This is a genomic window from Chromobacterium alkanivorans, from assembly GCF_016937655.1.
GTDB lineage: Bacteria > Pseudomonadota > Gammaproteobacteria > Burkholderiales > Chromobacteriaceae > Chromobacterium > Chromobacterium alkanivorans.
The window spans coordinates 36,704-57,560 of sequence record NZ_JAFHKL010000008.1 but is presented as its reverse complement, the minus strand read 5'-3'; the positions used below and the strand labels follow the sequence as shown (position 1 = coordinate 57,560).

20 protein-coding genes and 2 tRNA genes are annotated in these 20,857 nt (G+C 63.7%); 14 read left to right on the top strand and 8 right to left on the bottom strand.

The window, feature by feature from the left end; genetic code table 11:
• Window positions 1-231: 231 nt before the first annotated feature.
• Both JW897_RS24675 and JW897_RS24385 read left to right on the top strand, forming a co-directional pair.
• Window positions 232-507 (top strand): MFS transporter, encoded by a 276-nt coding sequence (locus JW897_RS24675; RefSeq protein WP_420837268.1) that lies wholly within the window; start codon window positions 232-234, stop codon window positions 505-507.
• Complete coding sequence (locus tag JW897_RS24385) at window positions 411-644, top strand: hypothetical protein (protein WP_240352226.1); 234 nt, start codon at window positions 411-413, stop codon at window positions 642-644. Before JW897_RS24675 ends, JW897_RS24385 begins: the two co-directional genes overlap by 97 nt.
• Before the next feature lie 61 nt (window positions 645-705).
• Here the strand turns inward: JW897_RS24385 and JW897_RS15045 are convergent, their stop codons facing one another.
• From JW897_RS15045 to JW897_RS15035, 3 genes are read right to left on the bottom strand one after another with little or no spacing between them, the layout of a single operon-like run.
• Window positions 706-2,001, bottom strand: coding sequence for an MFS transporter (locus JW897_RS15045; protein WP_205466809.1), 1,296 nt, complete (start codon window positions 1,999-2,001; stop codon window positions 706-708).
• 32 nt (window positions 2,002-2,033) lie between these two features.
• Window positions 2,034-3,209 (bottom strand): porin, encoded by a 1,176-nt coding sequence (locus tag JW897_RS15040; RefSeq protein WP_205466808.1) that lies wholly within the window; start codon window positions 3,207-3,209, stop codon window positions 2,034-2,036.
• Window positions 3,210-3,266: 57 nt separating this feature from the next.
• On the bottom strand, window positions 3,267-4,448 hold the full coding sequence (locus JW897_RS15035) for a M20 aminoacylase family protein (protein ID WP_205466807.1): 1,182 nt from the start codon (window positions 4,446-4,448) through the stop codon (window positions 3,267-3,269).
• Window positions 4,449-4,549: 101 nt separating this feature from the next.
• Between JW897_RS15035 and JW897_RS15030 the strand changes: the two genes are divergently transcribed.
• Entirely contained in the window at window positions 4,550-5,539 is a 990-nt protein-coding gene (locus JW897_RS15030) for a LysR substrate-binding domain-containing protein (protein WP_205466806.1), read from the top strand.
• A gap of 345 nt (window positions 5,540-5,884) precedes the next feature.
• Here JW897_RS15030 and JW897_RS15025 read toward each other — a convergent pair.
• The 5 genes from JW897_RS15025 to JW897_RS15005 all read right to left on the bottom strand — a co-directional run bounded on the left by JW897_RS15025 (window position 5,885) and on the right by JW897_RS15005 (window position 11,100).
• Window positions 5,885-5,961: transfer RNA gene (locus tag JW897_RS15025), tRNA-Met, on the bottom strand.
• Window positions 5,962-6,384: 423 nt separating this feature from the next.
• Complete coding sequence (locus JW897_RS15020) at window positions 6,385-7,011, bottom strand: VC0807 family protein (protein WP_205466805.1); 627 nt, start codon at window positions 7,009-7,011, stop codon at window positions 6,385-6,387.
• A 173-nt stretch (window positions 7,012-7,184) separates the two neighbouring features.
• Entirely contained in the window at window positions 7,185-7,370 is a 186-nt protein-coding gene (locus JW897_RS15015; RefSeq protein ID WP_019103612.1) for a hypothetical protein, read from the bottom strand.
• 255 nt (window positions 7,371-7,625) lie between these two features.
• Complete coding sequence (gene metG / locus JW897_RS15010; protein WP_205466804.1) at window positions 7,626-9,686, bottom strand: methionine--tRNA ligase; 2,061 nt, start codon at window positions 9,684-9,686, stop codon at window positions 7,626-7,628.
• A 151-nt stretch (window positions 9,687-9,837) separates the two neighbouring features.
• Complete coding sequence (locus tag JW897_RS15005; protein WP_048412473.1) at window positions 9,838-11,100, bottom strand: MFS transporter; 1,263 nt, start codon at window positions 11,098-11,100, stop codon at window positions 9,838-9,840.
• A 583-nt stretch (window positions 11,101-11,683) separates the two neighbouring features.
• Here JW897_RS15005 and JW897_RS15000 point away from each other — a divergent pair.
• The 11 genes from JW897_RS15000 (at window position 11,684) to JW897_RS14950 (ending at window position 20,842) form a co-directional block, all read left to right on the top strand.
• Window positions 11,684-13,078 (top strand): L-cystine transporter, encoded by a 1,395-nt coding sequence (locus tag JW897_RS15000; RefSeq protein WP_048412472.1) that lies wholly within the window; start codon window positions 11,684-11,686, stop codon window positions 13,076-13,078.
• A gap of 201 nt (window positions 13,079-13,279) precedes the next feature.
• A complete protein-coding gene (locus tag JW897_RS14995; protein ID WP_205466803.1) occupies window positions 13,280-14,617 on the top strand; it encodes a CoA-disulfide reductase in 1,338 nt (445 codons plus the stop codon).
• 153 nt (window positions 14,618-14,770) lie between these two features.
• Window positions 14,771-15,862, top strand: coding sequence for an iron-sulfur cluster carrier protein ApbC (gene apbC / locus JW897_RS14990; protein WP_240352225.1), 1,092 nt, complete (start codon window positions 14,771-14,773; stop codon window positions 15,860-15,862).
• Between the two features lie 10 nt (window positions 15,863-15,872).
• A complete protein-coding gene (gene murI / locus JW897_RS14985; RefSeq protein ID WP_048412469.1) occupies window positions 15,873-16,655 on the top strand; it encodes a glutamate racemase in 783 nt (260 codons plus the stop codon).
• Window positions 16,652-17,104 carry a ribonuclease domain-containing protein gene (locus JW897_RS14980; protein WP_205466801.1) on the top strand — a complete coding sequence of 151 codons (453 nt, stop codon included), beginning with the start codon at window positions 16,652-16,654 and terminating at the stop codon, window positions 17,102-17,104. The genes murI and JW897_RS14980 overlap by 4 nt, the downstream gene beginning before the upstream one ends.
• Window positions 17,095-17,373 carry a barstar family protein gene (locus JW897_RS14975; protein WP_048412467.1) on the top strand — a complete coding sequence of 93 codons (279 nt, stop codon included), beginning with the start codon at window positions 17,095-17,097 and terminating at the stop codon, window positions 17,371-17,373. Before JW897_RS14980 ends, JW897_RS14975 begins: the two co-directional genes overlap by 10 nt.
• A gap of 355 nt (window positions 17,374-17,728) precedes the next feature.
• The gene (locus tag JW897_RS14970; RefSeq protein ID WP_048412466.1) at window positions 17,729-18,961 is read left to right on the top strand and encodes a dicarboxylate/amino acid:cation symporter; all 1,233 of its coding nucleotides are present in this window, start codon (window positions 17,729-17,731) and stop codon (window positions 18,959-18,961) included.
• Window positions 18,962-19,074: 113 nt separating this feature from the next.
• Window positions 19,075-19,164: transfer RNA gene (locus JW897_RS14965), tRNA-Ser, on the top strand.
• 116 nt (window positions 19,165-19,280) lie between these two features.
• Window positions 19,281-19,658, top strand: coding sequence for a hypothetical protein (locus tag JW897_RS14960; RefSeq protein WP_205466800.1), 378 nt, complete (start codon window positions 19,281-19,283; stop codon window positions 19,656-19,658).
• 233 nt (window positions 19,659-19,891) lie between these two features.
• Window positions 19,892-20,212, top strand: a complete 321-nt coding sequence (locus JW897_RS14955) for a hypothetical protein (RefSeq protein ID WP_043590888.1) — start codon at window positions 19,892-19,894, stop codon at window positions 20,210-20,212.
• A gap of 198 nt (window positions 20,213-20,410) precedes the next feature.
• A complete protein-coding gene (locus tag JW897_RS14950; protein WP_053077179.1) occupies window positions 20,411-20,842 on the top strand; it encodes a hypothetical protein in 432 nt (143 codons plus the stop codon).
• Window positions 20,843-20,857: the final 15 nt, after the last annotated feature.

The following is a 20,857-nucleotide window of genomic DNA, read 5'->3' as shown; positions in this document are numbered from 1 at the left end:
CAAGATGATCAACCCTCGCTTAGGGATGGACTATTAATATGGAAAATACTATTTCAGGTAATAGTAAATCCGGGCCGCTCGCCCCCGGCGCCCGCCAGCCGGCGCGCGCCGGCCTGGCCGCCTTTGTCGGCACCATGATCGAGTGGTACGACTTCTACATCTACGGCACCGCCGCCGCCCTGGTGTTCGGCCAGCTGTTCTTACCCGCCCGGCGGCCCCTTCCTCAGCCGCATGGCCGCCCTGGGCACCTTTGCCGTCGGCTTCTTCGCCCGCCCCTTGGGCGGCATCGTCTTCGGGCACCTGGGAGACAGGCTGGGCCGGAAGAAATCGCTGGTCATCACCCTGATGCTGATGGGGGTGGCCACCGTCTGCATCGGCCTGCTGCCCACCCACCAGCGAATCGGACTCTGGTGGCCTTGCGAGTGCTGCAAGGCGTCGCCGTGGGCGGAGAATGGGGCGGCGCCGGCCCGCTGCTGGAGGATGCAGCCGGCCTGGTGGTGCTGCTGACCGTCAGCCGCATCGAATCCGCCGTCTACGACAGATGCCTGGACGAGATTCGCCGCCTGATCTTCGTCGGCGACGGCGTCGGCTCTTCCCTGCCACGCGACATGACGATCTGGCCAACTGGATCATCATGCCGATAACGTCTGCCTGGAGTGAGCCGGGGCCATAGAGAGGCCTCAATAACGCCCATGCCTGCCTGGCTCAATCCTTTACCCGCTCTTCACGGAAGATCAGCAGCGCCAGCAAGCTGGCCGCCCCGCAAGCCATGATGTACCAGGCCGGCACCAGCGGGCTGCCGCTGACGCTGATCAACCAGGTCACGATGAACTGGGCGAAGCCTCCGAACAGCGTCACACCGCAGGCGTAGACGATGGCTAGGCAGGTGGCTCGCTCATTGCGGGGAAAGGCTTCCATGATCAGCAAGAAGCCGGCGGGGCTGCCCAGCGCCAGCAGCCCGGCCAAGACCAGCACCAAGACCAGGGCGGCCGGCAGAGCCGGGTAAGCATGCAGCAACATGAAGCAAGGCAGGGCGAGCAGCACCAACAAGAAGTTGACCGCCAGCAGCAAGGGCTTGCGCCGGGACAGGCGATCAGCCAGCATGCCGGCCGGCGGCGACGCCAGCAACAGAAGCAGCCCGGCCGCGCACCCCGCCAGAAGCGCTGACGCCGGCGGCTGACGCAATACCTTGATCAAGTAGGATGGCAGGTAGTGGCCGACCACATACATATTGGCGGTGCCGCCCATGATCAGCATCATGCCCAGCAACAGCTTGCTTCGGTGCCGATAGACCAGCTCGCCCAGACGGGGCTGGGGGGACGGCTCAGCGTGGTGGGTTTCATCCAAGTGGCGGCGGATGTACAGCCCCACCGGCCCCACCAGAAGCCCCAGCAGGAAGGGCAAGCGCCAGCCCCAACTCTCTAGCGCCTCAACGCTGAGGAAGTGGCTGAGCAGAGCGCCGCTCAGCGCGCCGGCCAGCACGGCCCCGCCCTGAGTGGCCATCTGCCAGCTCACCCTGAAGCCACGGCGATGGCGTGCGCCGGACTCCATCAGGTAGCTAGTGGCGGCCCCAACCTCGCCGCCAGCGGCAAAGCCCTGCAGCAATCTGCCCGCGACGATCAGCAGCGGCGCCAGTACGCCGATACTGGCGTAGGTGGGCGCCAGACCGATCAGAGCGGTGCCGGCCACCATCAGCCAGATCGTTAGCGTCAACGCCGGCTTGCGCCCGGAACGGTCGGCGATGCGGCCTATCACCACGCTGCCAAGCGGCCGCATGACGAAGCCAATGCCGAAGGTGGCCAGCGCCATCAGCAGCGATCCGTACTCGCTGTGGGAAGGAAAATACAGTTTACCGATCAGCAAAGCGAAAAAGCTGAATACGGTGAAGTCGTACAGCTCCAGCCAATTGCCCAGCGATACGGCGACGATGGTTCGGCGCGACGACTTTGCTGCGGGTTCGGCCGGGACGGAGGGAGGTGGAGCGGTCAGCGTCTTGTGCATGGTGTATTTCCCGGTTTTAGCTATAGCCTGCGTCAGAAATAGTTGTGATACAGGCCTATCGCGGCACTGACGGGCGCAATCCCCGACAACGGCCGGCCAAGGGCGTCGGTGGGCAGCGGCTGGCTGTTCAGGACCAAGGTGGAGCCGCCAAGATTGCGAATGGAACCGGCGCGGGCATATAGGCCGGTTCGTTTGGATAGCATGTAGTCGTAACCCAGCATCAGGCCGAGGGCGGCGCTGGAGACGGAGCGTCCGTCCGAATCGCGCGCGCTGGACGTGTCGCGATAAACGATGGAGAGCCGATAGACATGCCGTTTTTCCGCGACGATGGCCCCGGCCGTGTAAACGCGGGCGATGCCGTTTTGCTGGCGGCGCGGAATGGTCACGGTGTGGGAGGTGGACAACACCAGCCGGCCCGTGTCATAAACCGCGGCCAAGCCATAGAAGTCATTGCGCACCGCGCCCGTGCCGAGCGCTTGGGGCAAAGGCTGCCAACTCTGGTTGAGGCTGGCGGCCAGAAACAGCGGCCCATCCAGATGAGCCAGCATGGCCCCGCGGCTGCCAGGTGTTCGCCGCCCTGGCTCGGCGGCTTGCAGCAGCTCCACATTGAAGCCCTGACCGCGCGGGGACATCCACTTGACGGTGCCTCCCGCCCGGCTGTCCAGCTGAGCAGAGCCGGGACCGAGATCGGCATTGGGCAAGACGCCACGAGACGTCTGCACCGCCCCCATGCCCACCCAGCTATAGACCGAGTTGGTGTTGACGGCGCCGAATGGATCGACGAACAGCGGCAGACCGGCGTTGAGCTGACGCCCCAGCCGCAGCGCCCCCCATTGCGGGGACTCCAGCCCCAGCCAGGCTTCGCGGTTGAAAGGCGCGCCGGCGACCTGAGGAGTGCCGTCATTTGCGTTAAAGCCGGCCTCCAGGTTGAACTCCGCCTTCCAGCCGCCGCCCAACAACTCGCGCCCGGCCAGCCCGAATTTTGACGTCCATTCGCCACCGCTCTGCATCTGCCATGTGCTTTTGCCGCCGGCCTGCGAGTAGTTAACGCCCAGGTCCAATGTGCCATACGGGGCAACGCCGCCGTTCTTCAGAGCGCCGTTGAACAGAGGCAGGCCTTGCAGGCGGGTCATTAAGAAAGAATCGGCCCAGGCGAATGGGGACAGACAGGCCGCCAGCAGAGGCGGCCAGGTATGGCGCAGCAGCATCGGTTTCTCCTTGGTGGTGCAATGCCGGCTGTGCCGCCGGCTTGATCGCAATGCGCGTCAGGCTCGCAGGTAGTTTTCCGTCAACCGTGCCCACAGCGAGGCGCCCACCGGCAGCGCCTCGTCGTTGAAGTCGTAGCCGGGGTTGTGAACCATGCAGCCGCCGCGGCTTTCAGTACCGTTGCCCAGCAGCACGTAGCAGCCCGGCTTCTTCTCCAACATCCAGGCGAAGTCCTCGCTGCCCATCATTCCCTGCGGCGGTTCGATCAAACACTGCGCGCCCGCTTGCTCGCGGATCAGCGCGCTCATCAAGCGAGTTTCATCCGGCGTATTGACCAACACTGGCGAGATGGTGCGGTAATCGATCTCCGCCGCCACGCCAAAGCTCTGCGCCTGCAACTGGACGACTTCATGCAAGCGCTGTTTCAACGTGGCATGGACATCGCGGCTAAGCGCGCGCACGGTCAGCTTCAGCTCCGCGTGCTCGGGAATCACGTTGTACGTCTTGCCGGCATGGAGCGAACCGACGGAGACCACACCGGCTTCCGTTGCGGGGATGTTGCGCGCCACCAGCGTTTGCAGAGCCATGACGATGGACGATGCGGCGACGATGGGGTCGCGGCCAAAACTGGGCATGGCGCCGTGCGCCCCCACCCCGGCGAGGCGTATGTCCACGCTGTCGGACGAGGCCGCCATCGCCCCCTCTTTCAACGCAAAACATCCAACGGGCAACCCGGGCGCGTTGTGCAACGCGTATACGGCATCGCAGGGAAAGCGTTCGAACAGGCCGTCCTCCAGCATGGCCGGAGCCCCTCCCAGGCCCTCTTCGGCGGGCTGAAAAATCAGGTTCAGCGTGCCGTTGAAGCGGCGGGTTTCGGCCAAGTACTTGGCCGCGGCCAACAGGATGGCCGTGTGGCCGTCGTGGCCGCAGGCGTGCATCTTTCCAGGGCAGGTGCTGGCGTAGGGAAGCCCGGTGTTCTCCTGGATGGGCAGCGCGTCCATATCGGCGCGGATGCCGAGCGAGCGGCAGCCATCGCCAACTCGTAACGTCCCCACCACTCCGGTTCTGCCCACGCCGGCATGCACCTCGTACCCCCACTCGGCAAGCTTGGCGGCCACCAGCTCGCTGGTCCGTTTTTCCTCGAACCCAAGCTCGGGATGAGCATGGATCTGACGGCGCAGCTCGATGAACTCATCCAGGTTGCGCAGGATTTCTGGGAGAATGAATGGAAGGTTTGCCATGGTTTGGGCCCCGTGGTTTGGAAGGTGTCGCTGCATGATATGCAAAACTATTTGTGCTGAATAAGCACAAATATTGATAGCCATAAGCAGGAGTTATTAGAGTGAGTTTGCTGAAGCAGCACCAACTGCGCGCGCTGGCGGCGGTAGCGGATCATGGCAGCATCAATGCGGCGGCAAGGGCTTTGTGCGTGACCCAGCCCGCCATTACCAAAGCTCTGCGCAAGCTGGAGGCGGAGCAAGGCGTGTCGCTGCTGCTGCGCAACTCCTGGGGGGTGACTTTGACTGACGCCGGCCAAACGCTGCTGGGATACGCGCGGCTGGTGATACGCGAATTGGAGCGGGCGCAACAGGAAATGAGCCAATTGCGCAGCGGCCGCGAGCGTAATCTGCGCATCGGCCTGACCCCGTTGGCCGGCTTGGAAATATTGCCGCAGGCGTTCGCCGCGTTCCGCAAGACCATGCCGCAGGTGCGCGTGGACTTTCTGGAGCTGGACAGCCAACAGCTGCTGGACGGCTTGCGCAACGGGCAATTGGATTTTGGACTCGGGGCTTTCGCCGCCCCGCCCGATGGCGCCTTTGTCAAACCGGAATCACTGTTGAAGTCGCGATCCGGCTTCGTGGTCAGCGCGGACAGCCCGCTGCGGCATGCCGCCAGCCTGCACCAACTTCAGGACGCCGAGTGGTTGCACTCGGATCAAAGCGGCCAATATGAGCGCTTCATCTGCGACATGTTTTCCAGGCAGGGATTGCCGCCGCCGGAACGCATCATTTGCTGCACCTCGAATGTATTGATTTGCGCTTTACTGACGATGCTGGACGCCGTGGTGCCGCTGTCCAATCTGGCCCTGAGATCGACGCTGGCAGCGCAGCGCTTTGTCGAATTGCCATTGGACGTGCGCCCGCCGGATGTGAACTTGCTGCTACTGGTACGGGAAGGCGCAATCCTGAGCAAAGCCGCGGGATGGTTTATTGCTTGTTTGAGGGCGGCACCGCAAGGCGAGAAAATTGAAAACGGATTGCCAGGTGAATCCCCCTTCCTTGCCCAGGCGGTTCAGGAGCCTCATGCTCAGGCCGACAAGAAAATATCATGAGTCGGCGACGCCTCTCCCCAAGAGCCCAGGTTCGGAACCACCAAACGCCGCAGGATGCGGCGCCCCTGCCGCCGAAGCTCCAAATCGTCCAAGCGCGCCAATCCGGCCGAACTCGCTGGGCGGCCAAGCGCCCGCTGCTCTCAAGGAAATGAGGCCCGGCATGGGCCAAGAAGGGAGTTGCCGCGACAATATCGCGGCGGGAACGTCTTTCCGGAGCGGGAGCGGAAACTCATCTTCTGAACGCTGAGAAGCGTCAAAAACAAGCCGACTCGATAGTCTTACCGGACAAAGAAGGGAAACCAACGCAAAAAAGCCCGAAGCTGTTTAGCTTCAGGCTTTTTTAACTGGTTGCGGGGGCAGGATTTGAACCTACGACCTTCGGGTTATGAGCCCGACGAGCTACCAGACTGCTCCACCCCGCGTCTGATCTGTCTGCTGTGTTTCGTGCAGAGGGGTGAACTATACCCCGCCCCGTTTTCTTGGTCAAGCGTTTTGACAAAAAAGATTGCCGGCGCGCTGAAAGTTCGCGCCAAGACGATACATACTTGTTAACAGTTGATCTTTGCTACCACACACCTGATCAACAAAGACCGTCTAAAGTGAACTCAAGGTCAGCGCAGTCGTTCTCCCCGAGCGATTGCGGCCCGAGAAGTCAGCCGCCTGTCTGCCAACAGGCACTGCCGATGCGGGCGCGATCTTTGTGCATTTTGGAAGACATTGCCGCTGCGGTTTCGACTGCCAGCGAAGCCGCAAATCGAGCAGCCGTGTCTTTCCTCCTAAGTGTTCATCACGGAACTTCAGGGCCGCTTATGCGGCCCTTTTTTTTATTCGTCCACCCGCCCGCTTCAAGGCGCGGCCACGCCCACAGCGGCTTCGCGCCGCATCCGTCGCCGATACAGCAAGGTCATCAGGCACAGCCCGCCCATCACGCCGTAGCTAATGAAGGGCGCCACCAGCAGAAAACGCTCCACCGGCCAGGTCCAGGCCAGATAAGCGCGCCCGCCGGCCTCCAGGCTCAGCCCCAAGCCCCACCACAGCGTCATCAGCTGGATGGCGCGCCTGAAACCGTCAAGCCGCCACAGCTGTTCGAACCGTTCCCGCCCCTGCGCCGACTCCCGCGCCAAGGTCGCCCGCGCCAGATAGAACACCAGCGGCCGACGCAGCGCTAGGGACAGCAGAAAGCCGCAGCCGATCAAACCGGTGATCAGGGACTCGCGCAGCAACAGCAGGCGCGCGTCGCCTCCCAACAACATGGCCAGCAAGGACAAGCCTATACCCGCCAGCACCAGCAGACTCAAGGCGTCCACGCGACGGAAGCGCACCAGCTCGACCACGCTCCACAACACCGGCGGCAAGGCGGAGAACATCAGCGCGCCGGCTTCGCCCCAGCGCGGCTCGCCATAGCGGTAACACAGCCAGGGCAACAGGAAATTGACGATGATTTCCAGAATCAGTTTTGAGCGTTGCGGCACGGCGCCTCCGCCATCAAATGCAAAAAGCATGAACAATTTGCATCGAAACGTCAACTGCCTGGCTTGAGTTTTTTGCAAGGGAGGGAAAGGACCGGCCAAAAACAAAGCCCCGCGTTTCGCGGGGCTTCATCGGTAATCTGCGCAATGGAATGGACAAACGCAGGGGGGAGGCATCAGGCGGCCGCCTGAATGAAGGCGTTGGCGGGATACAAGGCGCTGGCCAAGCCCAAAGCGGACTTGAAAGTCACTTCGAACATCTTGCCAACCTGTCGGATGCTGACCACTTCGTAATGCATGGTAGAGCCGCTGTCCTTGTGCTCAAGGATTTTGTAGCCGGGTTTCAGTTGAGAAATTTTCATGATGGTTCATTCCTTTTTCTTTTTTTTGGGTTGTTCAAAATTCATTTCATCTAGAGACATACCATATTTTCAAAAGTTCCGCCAGCCGGACGAGAATGTTTCGCATTTGGCTTGCGGTCAATGTAACAGCCTCAGATGACAGCCTGGTGAAGCTTTCGGGGCCGCGAAATGACGCGGCCCCTGCATGCCAATATGACAGCAGGGGCCGCGGGACCCAACTAGCAAAAAGAACAGTCAGGATTAGGAACTACCGGCTCAGCCTATGCGCATGCCCGGCTTGGCGCCCTGGTCGGCGTCCAGCAGGAACAGGCCTTCGCTGTCGTCCTGGCCGGAAGCGCAGACGATCATGCCCTGGGACACGCCGAAGCGCATCTTGCGCTCGGCCAGGTTGGCCACCACCACCACATTGCGGCCCACCAGTTTTTCCGGTTCCTGGTAAGCCTTGCGGATGCCGGAGAAGATGTTGCGCTTCTCGAAGCCCAGGTCCACGGTGAACTGCAGCAGTTTGTCCGAGCCTTCGACGAAGTTGCACTCCAGCACCTTGCCGATGCGCAGGTCCAGCTTAGCGAAGTCGTCGATCTTGATGGTTTCGGCCAGCGGCTCGTATTGAGCGGCGGCCGGCGCGTCTGCGGTGGCTTGCATATTCTGTTTGTTCGCTTCTATCAGTTTGTCGATCAGTACCGGGTCGATGCGCTGCATCAGGTGCTGGTAGGCATTGATCTTCTTGCCCAGCAGCAGGTTTGCGGCGTCGCTCCAGGCGAGCGGCGCCACGTCGAGGAAGGCTTCCACGCCCTCGGCCAGCTTGGGCAGCACCGGCTTCAGGTAGATGGTGAGCAGGCGGAAGGCGTTGATCAGCACGGTGCAGACTTCCTGCAGACGCGCGTCCTGGCCTTCCTGCTTGGCCAGTTCCCACGGCTTGTTGGCGTCCACGTAGGCGTTGACCACGTCGGCCAGCGCCATCACGTCGCGCAGCGCCTTGGCGTATTCGCGCGCTTCGAAGGCGGCGGCCAACTCGTCGGCGGCGGCCTGCAGCTTGGCGAGGATGTCGCCGTCGCTGACCTGGCTGGCCAGCATGCCGTCAAAGCGCTTGGCGATGAAGCCGGCGGAACGGCTGGCGATGTTGACGAACTTGCCCACCAGATCGGAGTTCACCCGCGCGACGAAGTCGTTCAGGTTGAGGTCGATGTCTTCGATGCGGCCATTGAGCTTGGCGGCGATGTAGTAGCGCATCCACTCCGGGTTCAGGCCGCAGTCCAGATAGCTCTTGGCCTGGATGAAGGTGCCGCGCGACTTGGACATCTTCTGCCCGTCCACGGTCAGGAAGCCGTGGGCGAACACGCCGGTGGGCGCGCGCAGACCGGAGTAGTTCAGCATCGCCGGCCAGAACAGCGCGTGGAAGTACAGGATGTCCTTGCCGATGAAGTGGTACATCTCGGTCTGGCTGTGCTTGCCGAACCATTCATCGAAGTTCAGGCCGCTGCGATCGCACAGGTTCTTGAAGCTGGCCATGTAGCCGATGGGCGCGTCCAGCCATACATAGAAGTACTTGCCCGGCGCGCCAGGGATCTCGAAACCGAAATACGGCGCGTCGCGGCTGATGTCCCAGTCCTGCAGGCCGCCGGAGATCCACTCGTTCATCTTGTTCAGCGATTCCGGCTGCAAATGCGGCTGGGTCGCGCCGTCGGCGCGCGCGCTGCCGCCGCCGGTCCATTGCTTGAGGAAGTCGGCGCATTCGCCCAGGCGGAAGAAATAGTGCTCGGAGGTTTTCAGCACCGGCTTGGCGCCGGACACCGCCGAGTACGGGTTCTTCAACTCGGTGGGGTTGTAAGTGGCGCCGCAGACTTCACAGTTGTCGCCGTACTGGTCCTTGGCGCTGCATTTCGGGCACTCGCCCTTGACGAAGCGGTCCGGCAGGAACATCTGCTTTTCCGGGTCGAACAGCTGCTCGATGGTGCGGCAGGCGATCTTGTCGTCGGCCTTCAGCGCCAGGTAGACCTGCTCCGCCAGCGCCTTGTTTTCCGGGCTGTTGGTGCTGTAGTAGTTGTCGTGGCCGATCAGGAAGCCCTGGGAGTCCGCCAGGTGCAGTTCGCGCACGCTGTCCACCAGCTGCTCCGGGGTGATGCCCTGCTTTTCCGCCGCCAGCATGATGGGGGCGCCGTGGGTGTCGTCGGCGCAGACGTAATAGCATTCGTGGCCGCGCATCTTCTGGAAGCGCACCCAGATGTCGGTCTGAATCTGTTCCAGCATGTGACCCAGATGCAGCCCCGCGTTGGCGTAAGGCAATGCGCTGGTCACCAGAATCTTGCGTTTGGTCATTAGGATTGTTCCAAAGGTGCGATCTGAAACGATCGATTATAGAGGCAGTCGCCCCCGGCGGTCACGACGGATCGCCGGGAAGCCGGCTCCGCCAAGACAAAGCCCGGCCGCGCATGCGGGCCGGGCTGTGCCAGCGGGGCCGGGTTCAGGCTCAGGACGCCTGATTGGCCAGTTCCGGCTGCTTGGCCTCGGCCTGCTGCGCGCGCTCCAGCATCGCCCAGCGCACGGTGCGGCGCGCCACTTGCACATAGGCCAGCGAGAAGGCCAGCGACAGGCAGGCGAAGCCGAGCATGCCGGCTTGCTGGTAAGCGATGCGGAACAGTTCCACGCCCAGCGCGTAGCCGGCCATGGACAGCATGCTCATGCTGGCGGACACCGTGCCCTTGCCGGCGGCGTCGCAGGACATCAGCGCGAAGCGGTACAGCACGCCGAAGGCCAGGCCTTCGCCGAAAGCCATCAGCATCATGCCGGCCACCATGAAGTATTGCGGATGCGCGGACCACAGCACGCCGGACAGCATCAGACTGAGACCGATCACGATGGGCCACATGCCGATCAGCGCGGAACGACCCAACGGCCAGCGGCCGGCCACCAGCACCAGCGCCAGATTGCCGGCGATCAGGCCGCCGAACACCGGCAGCTGCATCAGGCCGTATTCCAGCGCGCTCATGTGCAGATCATTGATCAGCAGCACCGGCGACATGGCGATCCAGCCCATCAGCGGCAGCGCCAGCAGCGGAATGCACAGCGCGGACAGCACGAAGCGGCCGTTGCCGAACACTTTCAGGTAATCGCGCCCCATCTGCGCCAGCGGCAGCTTCTCATGGCTGGGCTGGGTGGTTTCCGGCATTTTCCACAGCAGGCCCAGCAAGGCCAGGAAGGACAGAACGGCGATCAGCAGGAAGCTGGTGCGCCACGGCGCCAGCTCCATCAAGGCGGCGCCGGCCAGCGGGCCGGCCAAGGGCGCGATCAGCGCCACATTGGCCATCAGCGCGGTGACCTTGACCGCGGCCTTTTCTTCAAAGGCTTCCTGCACCGCGGCGTAGCCGACGGCGTTGATGAAGCACAGGCCGACGCCCTGCAGCAGGCGCAGCGCGATGAAGGCTTCGATGGAGCTGACCAGATAGGTGGCCAGGCAGGTCACGGTGAAGTAGGCGACGCCGAACAGCAGCACCGGCCGGCGGCCGATGCGGTCGGACAAGGGGCCGGTCAGCCAGGACAGCAGCGCGCCGCCCAGCAGGAAGGCGGTCATCGACGCCGGCACCCAGGAGGCGTCTACCAGGAATTCCCGGGTCACCGCCAACATCGCCGGCTGCACCATGTCGTTGCAGATGTAGACGGCGAATTCGAACAGCACCAGGGCCAGCGGGAACAATAGATTGGAACGGCTAAGCTTTGCGTGTAGAGCGGACATTACGGAGATGCAGCCTTTCTGAGACCGGCAAGCGGCGCGCTTGCCCATGCGGCCGGACGGACAAGGGCCAATAAAGCGAAAAAAGGGCGCAATTGTACCTGCAGAACCGGGGGCGCGCAAAGCAATTTTTGCCACAAACACAATAAAAACAGCAATTTGCGGCCAAACCGTTTCGCCCTACCAGACCAGGGGAGCGGCCGGGCTTCCCCGGCCGGCGCGGACGCTTGCCGCACCGTTCGCGCCTGCGCCTGAGCGCAGCGGGCCGAGACGACGGCGCGGCTGATAGAAAAACAATCAATAAGCTTATGCTTATTAATATGGGTCAAGCCCGGGGAAACTCGGTAAAATCGCGCCTTTTCGCCGCATTCCCCGGCTTGGCCGCGCAGCCTCCCGCACGCGACGCCCGGCCTGGATGAAGCTTTTTTTATCAGGATTCCACGCTCGTCTGACCTCGCTCAACAAACCGGCGCCCTGCCGTCGCTACCCTGAGCCCAGCTCGCCGCCCCAACACTCCCCCCTGCACCAGCCGGCCCGGGCGGCCAGTGAAACCTGACGACAAAACCAATAGATTAAGGGGTTTCCCATGACCTTGACCGTCATCGCCACGCTAGCCGTCACGCTGGCCTTGCTGGCGCTGCTGTGGCAGCAGCAACGCACTCACGTCTCCTTCACCAAGCGGGTCTTCACCGGCCTGGCGCTGGGCGTCGCCTTCGGCGCCGCGCTGCAATGGCTGGCCCAGCCTGGATCGCCGGCGCTGGCCGCCTGCCTGGAGCTGTGCGAAATCATCGGCTCCGGCTATGTGAAGCTGCTGCAGATGATCGTGATCCCGCTGATCATGGTGTCCATCATCGCCGCGCTGCTCAAGCTGGAGGGCGGTTCCTCGCTGGGCAAGATCAGCGCCGCCACGCTGGGCGTGCTCTTGTTCACCACCATGCTCGCCGCCGGCGCCGGCATCCTGATGGCCAATCTGTTCGGCCTCAGCGCCGAGGGCCTGACCGCCGGCGCGGCCGAAGTGGCGCGCGGCGAATCGCTGGTGAAAAACCTGAGCACGGTGGAAGAGCTGTCCTTCAGCAAGCTGGTGCTGGACTTCCTGCCGGCCAACCCCTTCCTGGACATGACCGGCGCGCGCAAGACCTCCACCATCGCGGTGGTGATCTTCTCGGTGCTGGTCGGCCTGTCCGCCACCGGCATCGCCCGCAAGAAGCCCGAGCTGTTCGCCAGCTTCAGCCACTTCATCGCCGTGGCCCAGGCCATCGTGATGCGCATGGTGACCCTGGTGCTGCGCCTGACTCCCTACGGCGTGTTCGCGCTGATGACCAAGGTGGTGTCCGGCTCCAGCTGGGCCGACATCGTCAACCTGATCAACTTCGTGCTGGCCTCCTACGGCGCGATGCTGCTGATGTTCGCCGTGCACCTGCTGCTGGTGGGCCTGGCCGGCGTCAATCCGCTGCGCTGGACCAAGAAAGTGATCCCGGTGCTGACCTTCGCCTTCACCTCGCGCACCAGCGCCGGCTCCATCCCGATGAACGTGGCCACCCAGAACAAGCTGCTGGGCATTCCGGACGGTATCGCCAACTTCGCCGCCTCCTTCGGCGCCACCATAGGCCAGAACGGCTGCGCCGGCATCTATCCGGCCATGCTGGCGGTGATGATCGCCCCCACCGTGGGCGTCAACCCGATGGACCTGCACTTCATCGTGCCCTTGATCGCCATCATCACCATCAGCTCCTTCGGCGTGGCCGGCGTTGGCGGCGGCGCCACCTTCGCCGCGCTGATCGTGCTGTCCGCGCTGGACTTCCCGGTGGCGCTGGCCGGCCTGCTGATCTCGATCGAACCGCTGATCGACATGGGCCGCACCGCGCTCAACGTCAGCGGCTCCATCACCGCCGGCACCGTGACCAGCCGCCTGCTGGGCCAGACCGACATGCAAGTGTTCAATAGCGACCGCGAGATCAATCTGGACGAAGAGATGGCTTAAGCCACAACAGCCACAACGCGCGACGCCGCCTTGAAAACCGCCGGAGAATGCCTACCCCGTTTACAGCCTTACAGCCTGTAAACCCAGCATGCCCGGCGGTTTTTCCATGAAAGCGGCCAACAGCCCCATAATGCAAACCGAGCACGCCCTAGTGCGAGCCGGCGCAACGCGGCACAGCAAAACCCCAGACGGGAGCATTATATGAAAATCGTCATCATCGGCGGCGAAGCCGCCGGCATGAGCGCGGCGGCCAAGGCGCGCCGCAGCGCGCCCCAAGCCGAAATCGACGTCTACGAGATGTCCGACATCATCTCCTTCGGCGCTTGCGGCCTGCCCTACTTCGTCGGCGGCGAGTTCGACGAGCCCGGCCATATGGCCGAATTCAGCGTGGAAGACTTCGCCAAGCGCGATATCCGCGTGCACACCGGCCACCAGGCGCTGAGCATAGACCCCGCGGCCAAGCGGGTGCGGGTGCGCCGGCTGGCGGACGGCGAGGTCTTCGACGCCGCATACGACAAACTGATGATCGCCACCGGCGCCAGCGAAATCCGCCCGCCGCTGCCGGGTCTGGACTTGCCCGGCGTGCACACGCTGCGGGTGATGGAGGACGGCCTGGCGCTGCGCGCCGCCGCGGCCCGCGACGAGGTGCGCGAGGTCGCCATCATCGGCGCCGGCTTCATCGGCCTGGAATTGGCCGAAGCCATGGTGCGCCTGGGCAAGCGGGTGCGGCTGATCCAGCTGGCGGAACGGGTGATGCCGGACGCCTTCGACGCCGAGATCACCAGCCTGATGGAACAGGAGCTGCGCGAACACGGCGTGGCGCTGCATCTGTCCGAGGCCGTCACCGCGTTGCGCGGCGACGGCGCGGTGCAAAGCGTGCTCACCGAGCGCGGCGAATACCCGGCCGACCTGGTGGTGCTGAGCATAGGCATACGCCCCAACACCGCCTTCGCCGCCGACGCCGGCCTCACGCGGCTGAGCAACGGCGCCATCGTGGTCGACGCCTACGGCGAAACCAGTCTGCCGGACATCTACGCCGCCGGCGACTGCGCCGCGGCGCCGCATCAGTTGACCGGCCAGCCGGTCTATGTGGCGCTGGCCACCGGCGCCAACAAGCTGGGCCGCCTGGTGGGCGAGAACATGGCCGGCGGCCGCCAGGCCTATCCCGGCACCCTGGGCTCCGCCGCGGTGCGGGTGCTGTCGCTGGACGCCGCGCGCACCGGCCTGTCCGACGCGCAAGCGCGCGCGGCCGGCTTCGATTGCAAGAGCGTGCAGGTCAAGGACAAGAACCACACCAATTACGTGCCCGGCCAGGCGGAAGTCCACGTCAAGCTCACCTACGAAACCGGCAGCCAGCGGCTGCTGGGCGCGCAAATGATAGGCCGCAACGGCGACGTGGTGCACCGGCTGGACGCGCTGGCGGTGGCCATCGCCAAAGGCGTCAGCGCGCGCGAACTGGGCATGATGGACTTTTGCTACGCGCCGCCCTTCGCCCGCACCTGGGACGTGCTCAACGTCGCCGGCAACGTGGTCAAATAAACCCGGCCGGCGGAACGCCCTGCCCGCCCGCGCCGATGCCAGCGCGGGCAAGTTGGGGTAAACTGCCGGACAGCCACAGATTCAACGGATGTCCTCCCCATGCTTTCCAAGCTCACCCGCCTTTTCCAGTCCTCACCGGGAACCGAAAACAGCATGTCACTCAGCGATGCGCAAGTGCTGGAAGCCGTGTCCAGCCTGATCGACGACAACACCGGCAAACCCTTCGTCGCCGCCAAGGCGGTGAAAAACATCAAGATCAGCGACGCCGAACTGTCGCTGGACGTGGTGTTGGCCTATCCGGCCAACAGCCAGCACGAACCGGTTCGCCAGCGCTTTGAAGCCGCGCTGGCGCCGCTGGCCGAGCAACGCAAGCTCAGCGTGCGCGTGGGCAGCCTGATCACCAGCCACTCCGCCCAGCGCGGCGTGCCGCTGCTCTCCGGCGTCAAGAACGTGATCGCCGTCGCCTCCGGCAAGGGCGGGGTGGGCAAATCCACCACCGCGGCCAATCTGGCGCTGGCGCTGTCCGCGGAAGGCGCGCGCGTCGGCATCCTGGACGCCGACATCTACGGCCCCTCGCAGCCGCTGATGATGGGCTTGCAGGGCCAGCGTCCGGAAACCCCGGACGGCAAGAGCCTGAAACCTCTGGAAAGCCACGGCGTGCAGACCATGTCCATCGGCTACCTGGTGGACGCGGACCAGGCCATGGTCTGGCGCGGCCCCATGGTCAGCCAGGCGCTGCAACAGCTGCTCAACGACACCCGCTGGGACAATCTGGACTATCTGGTCATCGACATGCCGCCGGGCACCGGCGACATCCAGCTGACGCTGTCGCAGAAAGTGCCGGTCACCGGCGCCGTCATCGTCACCACCCCGCAGGACATCGCGCTGCTGGACGCGCGCAAGGGCGTCACCATGTTCCAGAAAGTGGGCATTCCCATCCTGGGCATGGTGGAGAACATGGCCATCCACGTCTGCTCCAACTGCGGCCACGCCGAACACATCTTCGGCGAAGGCGGCGCGGCGCGGATGGCGGCGGACTTCGGCGTCGACGTGCTGGGCTCCTTGCCGCTGGACATGGGCATCCGCCTGGCGGCGGACGGCGGCACACCCACGGTGGCGGCCGACCCGGACGGCAAGGTGGCGGAGCTGTACAAGGCCATCGCTCGCAAAGTGGCGGTGAAGGTGGGCGAGAAAGCCCAGGACTTCTCCGGCAAATTCCCCAAGATCGTCATCCAGAACAACTGATAAACACATCATGATCGCGATGTTCGACTCCGGCCTCGGCGGCCTTTCGGTATGGAAGGCCGTGCGCGCCGCGCTGCCCGGCTGGGGCATCACCTATCTGGCCGACCAGGCCTACTGCCCCTACGGCCAACGCAGCCACAGCGACATCGCCGCGCGCAGCGTCAGGATGGCCCGCTATCTGCAAGACCAAGGCGCCTCCCTGCTGGTGGTGGCCTGCAACACCGCCACCACCGCCGGCATCGCCGCCATGCGCCGCGAGCTATCCATCCCGCTGGTGGGCATAGAACCGGCGATCAAGCCGGCGGCGGCCATGAGCCGCACCGGCCGCATCGCGGTGCTGGCCACCCAGGCCACGCTGCAAAGCGAGCGGGTGCGCAAACTGCTGGACACCCACGCCGACCACATCGAAGTGCTGCGCCGCGTGGGCGCGGGCTGGGTGGAGCAAGTGGAGGCCGGCGAACTGGACAGCCCGCGCACGCGCGAACTGGTGGCCGCCGTAGTGCGGCCGCTACTCGACGAAAACATCGACCACATCGCGCTGGGCTGCACCCACTACCCGTTCCTGGAACCGCTGATCCGCGAACTGACCGGCGACGGCATCGCCTTGTACGACCCGGCCGAAGCCATCGCCCGGCGCGTGGTCTCGCTGTTGCCGGAGGCCGCGCCCGCCGCCGAACCGGCCTACCGCTTCATCACCACCGACGCCGACAGCGCCGGCATGCGCCGCATTCTGCCGCTGCTGATAGGCGCCGACTATCCGGTTGAGTCCCTGCCCCTGGAGCAAACCCAATGATTCCACGTCTGTCGCGCCTGCTGGCGCTGGCCTGCCTGATCGCCACCCCCGCCGCCTGGGCGCTGCCGCAATGCTCGCTGGTGGCCGCCCAGGTCAATCAGCAAGCCGGCAACCGGCTCAATCAGAACGAGCTGAGCGCGGTATTGAGCCAACTGGGCAAAACCGGCCAGCTGCCGCCGCAGTTCGTCACCAAGCGCCAGGCCAAGAACGCCGGCTGGCAGCCCGGCCGCAGCCTGTGGAGCGTGCCCGGCCTCAACGGCAAGTCCATAGGCGGCGACCGCTTCGGCAACTACGAAAAACGCCTGCCCAAAGGGCAATGGCAGGAAGCCGACCTGAACTATAAAGGGGGCAAGCGCGGCGCTTATCGCATCGTGTTCTCCGGTTCCGGTCAGCGTTTCGTCACCGTGGACCACTACAACCGCTTCATCGAGGTGCCACCATGCCAGTGAAAGTTTGCGAACTGCACCACATCAAAAGCCTGGACCAGCTGTTTGACGAACTGAGCCGCCAGCTGCGCTTGCCGGCCCATTTCGGCCGCAATCTGGACGCGCTGTACGACAGCCTGGCCAAGGACGTGCCGGGCCCGTTCGAGATCGTCTGGCGCGAAACCGAGGAGGCGCGCAAGGCGCTGGGCGCGGACCTTTACGCCACCATCCTGGAAATTCTGGAAACCGTGGCCGAAGAACGCGGCGACGTCACGCTGGACATCCACCACTGAAACGCCGGGCCGCCGCAGCAAGGCCTCCGCGGCGGCCCTTCATCCCGATGGCAAGTTCATCATCATTCGTTTCCGCAACACACACTCGTCTACGAAATTCAAGACTCGAAATACAACAAAGACAAGCGTTCGCTAATTCACTATAATCCCACCCCTAAATAGGTCAATAACTGTCCTACAACTGGCAGCAATGCCAATAAAATCAAACAACAATAACGTAGGCGGGCCACTACATCGGCAACCTTGACACACACGAAGCGGCTGCTCCCTCCACCGGACTGGCGCCGGCATTGTTTCATTACGAACTTGCCGTGTTGTTATCAAAACGCTCTCAAATACAGGTAGGAACTTCTCAATGCAGTCGAAAAAACTCACAGGGCTGATCCTCATCGGCCTGGTGCTGGGCATCATCGCCGGCTATCTCTATCGCGAGAACGCCGCCAGCGAAGCCGACATCCAAGCCTTCGCCAGCAACATCTCCATTCTGACCGACATCTTCCTGCGCCTGATCAAGATGATCATCGCGCCCTTGGTGGTGTCCACCCTGATCGTGGGCATCGCCAAGATGGGAGACGCCAAGACCGTGGGCCGCATCGGCGGCAAGACCATGCTGTGGTTCATCAGCGCCTCGCTGATGTCCCTGACCCTGGGCCTGATCATGGTCAACCTGCTCAAGCCGGGCGTGGCGCTCAACCTGCCGCTGCCGGACAGCCACGCCACCAGCGGCATCCAGGCCGGCGCTCTGTCGGTGAAGGACTTCGTCACCCACGCCATCCCCAAGAGCGTGTTTGAGGCGATGGCCACCAACGAGATTCTGCAGATCGTCGTGTTCTCGGTGTTCTTCGGCTGCGCGATGGCCGCTTTGGGCGAACGCGCCAAGCTGCTGATCGACACCATCGACGTGGTGGCCCACGTGATGCTGAAAGTGACCAGCTACGTGATGCTGTTCGCGCCGCTGGCCGTGTTCGGCGCCATCGCCGCCACCGTGGCCAAGGAAGGCCTGAGCATTCTCGCCACCTACGGCAAGTTCATGGCGGAGTTCTACCTGTCCATCGGCATCCTGTGGGGCCTGCTGATCCTGGCCGGCGCGATGTTCATCGGCCCGCGCGTGCTCAAGCTGATGGGCATGATGCGCGAACCGCTGCTGCTGTCCTTCACCACCGCCAGTTCCGAAGCCGCCTATCCCAAGACCCTGGAACAGCTGGAGCGCTTCGGTTGCTCCAACAAGATCGCCAGCTTCGTGCTGCCGATGGGCTACTCCTTCAATCTGGACGGCTCGATGATGTACTGCACCTTCGCCGTCATCTTCATCGCCCAGGCTTACGGCATCGATCTGACGCTGGCGCAGGAAATCTCCATGCTGCTGATCCTGATGCTCACCTCCAAGGGCATGGCCGGCGTGCCGCGCGCTTCGCTGGTGGTGATCGCCGCCACCCTGGCCCAGTTCAACATTCCGGAAGCCGGCCTGCTGCTGTTGCTGGGCATCGACCACTTCCTGGACATGGGCCGCTCCGCCACCAATGTGGTGGGCAATTCCATCGCCACCGCGGTGGTGGCCAAGTGGGAAGGCGAGCTGAAAAAGCACTGAGCAAAACCAGCTCCACGCCATGCGCCGCCCTCCGGGCGGCGTTTTTTATGGCTAGCCGCGACAAGGCTATTGACAGGCAATCCCTTGCCCAATAGAATGCCCCACTCTGAGTCGGAGAGGTGGCAGAGTGGTCGAATGTACCTGACTCGAAATCAGGCGTACGTGCGAGCGTACCGAGGGTTCGAATCCCTCCCTCTCCGCCAGAACCAGACATTGAAGCCCTGAGCAATCAGGGCTTTTTTGTTTTGTCCTTCCGCTTCACCCCCGCCCCGTTTGCGCCTACCATTACAGCCTTCCGCCCTATCCAAGCAGTGCGCGCATGAATCATCTGGTCAACTACGTCAACGCCATCCTGGACGCCCCTTCCCCGCGCCGCGCGCGCCTGGACGGCTCAAGCCGGGACAGCTGGACGGATCAGGGCTATACCGTCGTTGCGGAGCAGTCCACCTATGTTTTCGACGACGGCGCGGTAATCCAGCGGACGACGGAACAGGACGACTATCCGGCCGAGGCCGCCTGCGCCGAATGCTGGATTCGCTATGAAGTGATCCATCAGCCGTCCGGCGACGCCATCCAGCCCGGCCACATCAGCTTCAACAACGCCTGCCGCGAGGCTTTCTGGCGGCGCTACTTCTCTCCGGAAGCGCCGACCGCGCCCGGCTGCGGCCCTTCCGCCTCGCCAAAGCAACCGGCTTGACCCCCTACCCCCAATCAGTAACAATCGCCGCGTGCCGCCTCATTCCGCGGCATTTGGGTGTAGCAGCCCGAAAGCGTCAGACTCGCCACAGACCGGCCCCACCAAGGCAGGCGGTGGCGGGGAGGCGCACGCGTGCGCCTGCCGGTGTGTCTGTGCGGCCGGTCTGCTACCCTCGTCATCCGCCTGCCAAATCCGCGTAGCAGCGAAGGCAGGCTTCGCACAGGAGTCTTCCGATGACGCACCAAACCCGGCGCTATCGCGCCCTGCTGTCTCCCTCTCTTCCGCTGAATACCTTGCTCTCCGAATTGCGCCCGTTCAACAGCGTGGCGCCGGCCACCTTGAAACGGCTGGAAGGCCAGCTCTACGCCCGCGAGCAAGGCTTGCGCAGCGCCCTGCTGGATCTGCGCAAGGGCCACGACAGCCTGCGCGCGGTGCTGGCGCTGTTGGCGCAGGCCAAGGAACAGCCCTGCCCCTGCAATGTGCTGCATCTGACGCTGGAGCCGGCGCAGCAATGGCTGCAACAGGGCCTGGACGCGCTGCAGGCGCGGCGTTGAAAGCGTCCGCGCGCTGGACGGCCTTTCCGGCGGAGGTCAACCGGAGGCGCGGCGCGCGGCGCCGTTTCAATGTTAATAATGTCTTTGGAATGGGTTGCGCGCACGGGTAAACTCCTGCTCCTCGATTCGACGCGGCGGCGCGGCTTCCGCGCGGCCGGCGTCATCCATCAGCCTCTTAACAGCCGAATCGCCAAACCCATGACTCTGCACAAACTGTTCGCTCCCCTGCTGCTGGCCGGCGCGCTGGCGCTGCCCGCCGCCGCTCACGCCGCGGATGAAAAACTGATGCTGTCCATCGAAGACGCCTTGAACACCGATCTGGCCAAGGAGAAGCTGGACCCAAGCATCACCTTCCGCTTTGCCCGCGGCGGCAAAGGCAAGGTGCTGGGCGAATGGGTGAGCAATAAGAAAACCAATAGCTTCGGCAAGGACAACGCCGCCGCCTGCCAGCGCGCCTTCATTTCCGCGCTACTGGAGTTCCAGGAGCGCGCGCGCAAGGAAGGCGGCTCCGCCGTGGTCAATATCCGCAGTTATTACAAGTCTGAAGAGGTCAGCAACGCCAAGGAGTATATGTGCGGCAGCGGCTTCTTGATGGCGGGCGTGGCGCTGAAGGCGCAGGTGCTCAAGTAAGCCAGAAGCGGCGGC

Bases quoted from the DNA above. Each gene is read 5' to 3' on its own strand.
- murI (WP_048412469.1), top strand. From the start codon at position 15,873: ATGATCGCGATGTTCGACTCCGGCCTCGGCGGCCTTTCGGTATGGAAG.
- JW897_RS14960 (WP_205466800.1), top strand. From the start codon at position 19,281: ATGAATCATCTGGTCAACTACGTCAACGCCATCCTGGACGCCCCTTCC.
- JW897_RS15045 (WP_205466809.1), bottom strand. From the start codon at position 2,001: ATGCACAAGACGCTGACCGCTCCACCTCCCTCCGTCCCGGCCGAACCC.
- JW897_RS15040 (WP_205466808.1), bottom strand. From the start codon at position 3,209: ATGCTGCTGCGCCATACCTGGCCGCCTCTGCTGGCGGCCTGTCTGTCC.
- JW897_RS14975 (WP_048412467.1), top strand. From the start codon at position 17,095: ATGCCAGTGAAAGTTTGCGAACTGCACCACATCAAAAGCCTGGACCAG.
- JW897_RS14955 (WP_043590888.1), top strand. From the start codon at position 19,892: ATGACGCACCAAACCCGGCGCTATCGCGCCCTGCTGTCTCCCTCTCTT.
- apbC (WP_240352225.1), top strand. From the start codon at position 14,771: ATGTCACTCAGCGATGCGCAAGTGCTGGAAGCCGTGTCCAGCCTGATC.
- JW897_RS15000 (WP_048412472.1), top strand. From the start codon at position 11,684: ATGACCTTGACCGTCATCGCCACGCTAGCCGTCACGCTGGCCTTGCTG.
- JW897_RS14995 (WP_205466803.1), top strand. From the start codon at position 13,280: ATGAAAATCGTCATCATCGGCGGCGAAGCCGCCGGCATGAGCGCGGCG.
- JW897_RS14950 (WP_053077179.1), top strand. From the start codon at position 20,411: ATGACTCTGCACAAACTGTTCGCTCCCCTGCTGCTGGCCGGCGCGCTG.
- JW897_RS15035 (WP_205466807.1), bottom strand. From the start codon at position 4,448: ATGGCAAACCTTCCATTCATTCTCCCAGAAATCCTGCGCAACCTGGAT.
- JW897_RS15005 (WP_048412473.1), bottom strand. From the start codon at position 11,100: ATGTCCGCTCTACACGCAAAGCTTAGCCGTTCCAATCTATTGTTCCCG.
- JW897_RS14970 (WP_048412466.1), top strand. From the start codon at position 17,729: ATGCAGTCGAAAAAACTCACAGGGCTGATCCTCATCGGCCTGGTGCTG.
- JW897_RS24675 (WP_420837268.1), top strand. From the start codon at position 232: ATGGCCGCCCTGGGCACCTTTGCCGTCGGCTTCTTCGCCCGCCCCTTG.
- metG (WP_205466804.1), bottom strand. From the start codon at position 9,686: ATGACCAAACGCAAGATTCTGGTGACCAGCGCATTGCCTTACGCCAAC.
- JW897_RS15015 (WP_019103612.1), bottom strand. From the start codon at position 7,370: ATGAAAATTTCTCAACTGAAACCCGGCTACAAAATCCTTGAGCACAAG.
- JW897_RS14980 (WP_205466801.1), top strand. From the start codon at position 16,652: ATGATTCCACGTCTGTCGCGCCTGCTGGCGCTGGCCTGCCTGATCGCC.